The organism is Fulvivirga kasyanovii (assembly GCF_009711405.1).
Classification (GTDB): domain Bacteria; phylum Bacteroidota; class Bacteroidia; order Cytophagales; family Cyclobacteriaceae; genus Fulvivirga; species Fulvivirga kasyanovii.
This window is the reverse complement of the sequence record NZ_SMLW01000534.1, coordinates 1-3,143: the sequence shown is the minus strand read 5'-3', so window position 1 is coordinate 3,143 and position 3,143 is coordinate 1. Positions and strand designations below refer to the sequence as shown.

Annotated in this window: 1 protein-coding gene; it reads left to right on the top strand. The window is 35.8% G+C overall.

Annotated features, from left to right (window positions below; all coding sequences use genetic code 11):
* On the top strand, positions 1-2,958 hold a 2,958-nt coding region (locus E1163_RS12190), incomplete at its 5' end, for a non-ribosomal peptide synthetase (RefSeq protein ID WP_185156065.1).
* Between the last annotated feature and the right edge of the window lie 185 nt (positions 2,959-3,143).

Sequence of the window (3,143 nt, the reverse complement as noted above, 5' to 3'; positions counted from 1 at the left end):
TCTGGCGGGGCATATATTCCAATAGACGTAGATCTACCTCTACAAAGAATAAAATATATCATCGAAAATAGCCAAACAAAACTATTGCTTACTACCTCGGATCATTCCATCAAGGCGAAAAACCTTTCTTCATCTGATCAATCATTCCCGCACTTCATCTATGTGGACAAACTAGCATTCAATAATACCAATGATAAAAATCTTAATGTTATAAATACGCCTAATGACCTCGCCTATATTATTTATACTTCAGGAACTACGGGAAGCCCAAAAGGCGTAATGATAGAGCATCGATCTTTAGTCAATTACATCACCTGGGCTGCTAGCAATTATCTCGAAAGCGGTTTCGGAGCTTTTCCTTTGTTTACGTCGATATCATTTGACCTAACGGTAACTTCCATATTTGTCCCTTTAGTTACTGGCAATACTATAGTAATATATGATGATACTGACAGCGCCAGCGCCATGAAAAAAGTATTTACAGAGGATAAAGTGGATATTATGAAGCTAACCCCTTCTCATTTGCGATTAATAGTGGAAAGTTTGAATTCAAGTCATCTTAAAAGTAGACGTTTAAAGCGTTTTATCGTTGGTGGTGAAAAATTCAGCTCAAAACTAGCCCAGCAGGTCATTGAAAAGTTTGGCGAAGACATGATCATTTATAATGAGTATGGACCTACTGAAGCTACTGTAGGTTGTATGATCTATCAATTTAATACAAAAGATACTTCATTTTCTGTTCCAATAGGTTTTCCGGCAGCTAACATGCAAATATTTTTATTGGACAAATATCTAAAACCAATTCCTGCGGGAGTATCAGGTGAGATTTATATATCTGGTGATGGGCTAGCCCGAGGCTACCTGTTCAACCCAGACTTCATGAACGAGGTGTTTGTTGACAATCCATTTGTTCCTGATACCAAAATGTACCGAACAGGAGACATAGCTAGAAGATTACAAGGGGGTCAAATGGAATATCTTGGAAGGTACGATCACCAGGTAAAAATAAATGGTTACCGTATTGAACTCGTTGAAATTGAAAATGAACTGATTGAGCACCCTCAAATATTGGAGGCTATCGTCACCACCACATTGACCAATAACGACAAAGAGGTACTATGTGCCTATTATGTACCGGCTGTTGGAGCGACTAACGAGCTATCTGAAGTAGAATTAAAAGTATACCTTTCGGGTAAGCTTCCTGCCTATATGCTTCCTAACCGTTTCATTTCCATAACGGCTATACCAGTAACCAATAATGGGAAAGTGGATTATACATCATTGCCCCAACCTTCATATAATAATGAGGAGGAACACAGGCTCCCAAGCAATGAAATTGAGAGGATTTCAATAGAGGTGTGGCAAGAGATTTTAGGTCAAGAGAAGATTACAGTGGCTAGTAATTTTTATGAACTAGGAGGTGATTCGATTAAAGCTATTCAAATTGCTTCGCGCTTGTCAGAAGAAGGGATTAATATTAAGGTTAAAGATATTATGACCTTTCATACGATAGAGCAAATCGGTTTAGGTGCAAAATTTGCTTCTAATAAGAATACTTATGAGCAAGGGATAGTTGATGGGGCCAGAGATTTAGCTCCTATCGAGCAATGGTTTTTTAATCAAAATTTTATCAATCCGTCTTTTTACAATCAATCTATCAATTTGGAATTTAGAAAACCAATAGACCGCGAGGTATTAGAAAAAGTTTTCAAAGAAATAATAAAGCATCATGACGGGTTGAGATTGAATTACAATCCGGCTACAAGAAAGTTATATTATAATAATAGTCACTATGAACAACCTTTCGTTATCGAGAGCTGGGATTTGAAAGAGGAGTTAGAAGTAGTTTCGAAAAGAATAGAGGACAATCATGCAGATTTATTTAATTCATTTAAATCATCCTTCGACATTACAAAGAGCCTTTTAATAAAAGCTGCAATTTTAAAATCACCAAGTGCAACAGAATATCTGTTTATTACTGCTCATCACTTAATTATGGACGGTGTATCGTGGAGAATTCTTTTGAAGGATCTAAAAATATGTTATGACATGTTACTAAAAAATGAACCCATTCAGTGGAATAGAAAATCCGCCTCTTCTTTGGATTGGAATAAAGAACTAAAGGAATATACCCGCCTACAAGTAAATGAAGTTAATCAATATTGGAGCTTTACTAATGAAGATAGGTTTAGGCTTCCTTTGGATTTTGAAACTGACGATTGGACGGTTGAGAATTTGAGGAAAGTAACAGGAACATTAGACGAATCGAACACTGAATTTTTACTTAAAAAAGCCCATGATGTTTATAAATCAGATGTTCCTACTCTACTGAATACCGCTTTGGTAATAACCATAAATCAATGGACGAAATTATCGCACTGTGTAATAATGTATGAGAATCACGGAAGACAATTGGAAGCTATTGATGTGTCCAGAACAATTGGTTGGTTCACTTGTATGTATCCTATTCAGTTTGACATGCACGATGATGAATTAAAAGCTCAAATAATCTCGGTTAAGGAGCAAATGAGAAAAGTTCCTGATCATGGATTAGGTTACGGACTGAGCAAATATAATGATAGGGGCAGCACTCCGGTTTCGATGAGATTGCCAGAGCTTAGAGTAAACTATTTGGGTGAATTTATGAATGAATTAGATAATGAACTCTTTCGATATCATGATAGTGTGCAAGGATTAGAAACTGATAAGCGCAACAAGATGACAGCTAAAATAGATTTGAATTTAATCGTGGTAAGAGGCATCTTGAACATGGAAATAAGCTACAATGCTAAAGCTTTTAAAGAATCTACTATACAATGGTTCTTCAGTACTTTCATGGACCAACTAAAAAATATTCTGGATCATATCCGCCAAGAAAAAACAACTCATTTTACACCATCGGATTTTAGCGATGCCAAACTAAGTGCTGAAGAACTTGATGGCTTATTTGATAAGTGATTAAATAAATTAAGCTTTTGTTTTTTATGAGTTGTAATGATTGATAGTATTACACCATTTTTTGTGTTGAAATAGCCAAACGTGTAAGAAGGGAGTTGGCAAAAAGTTTGCAAAAACTTAGCAAATACAAATTTTGGTGATTTTCAATCACGAATTAGGGCTTCCTTGAAAATTAGTTGAGAAAC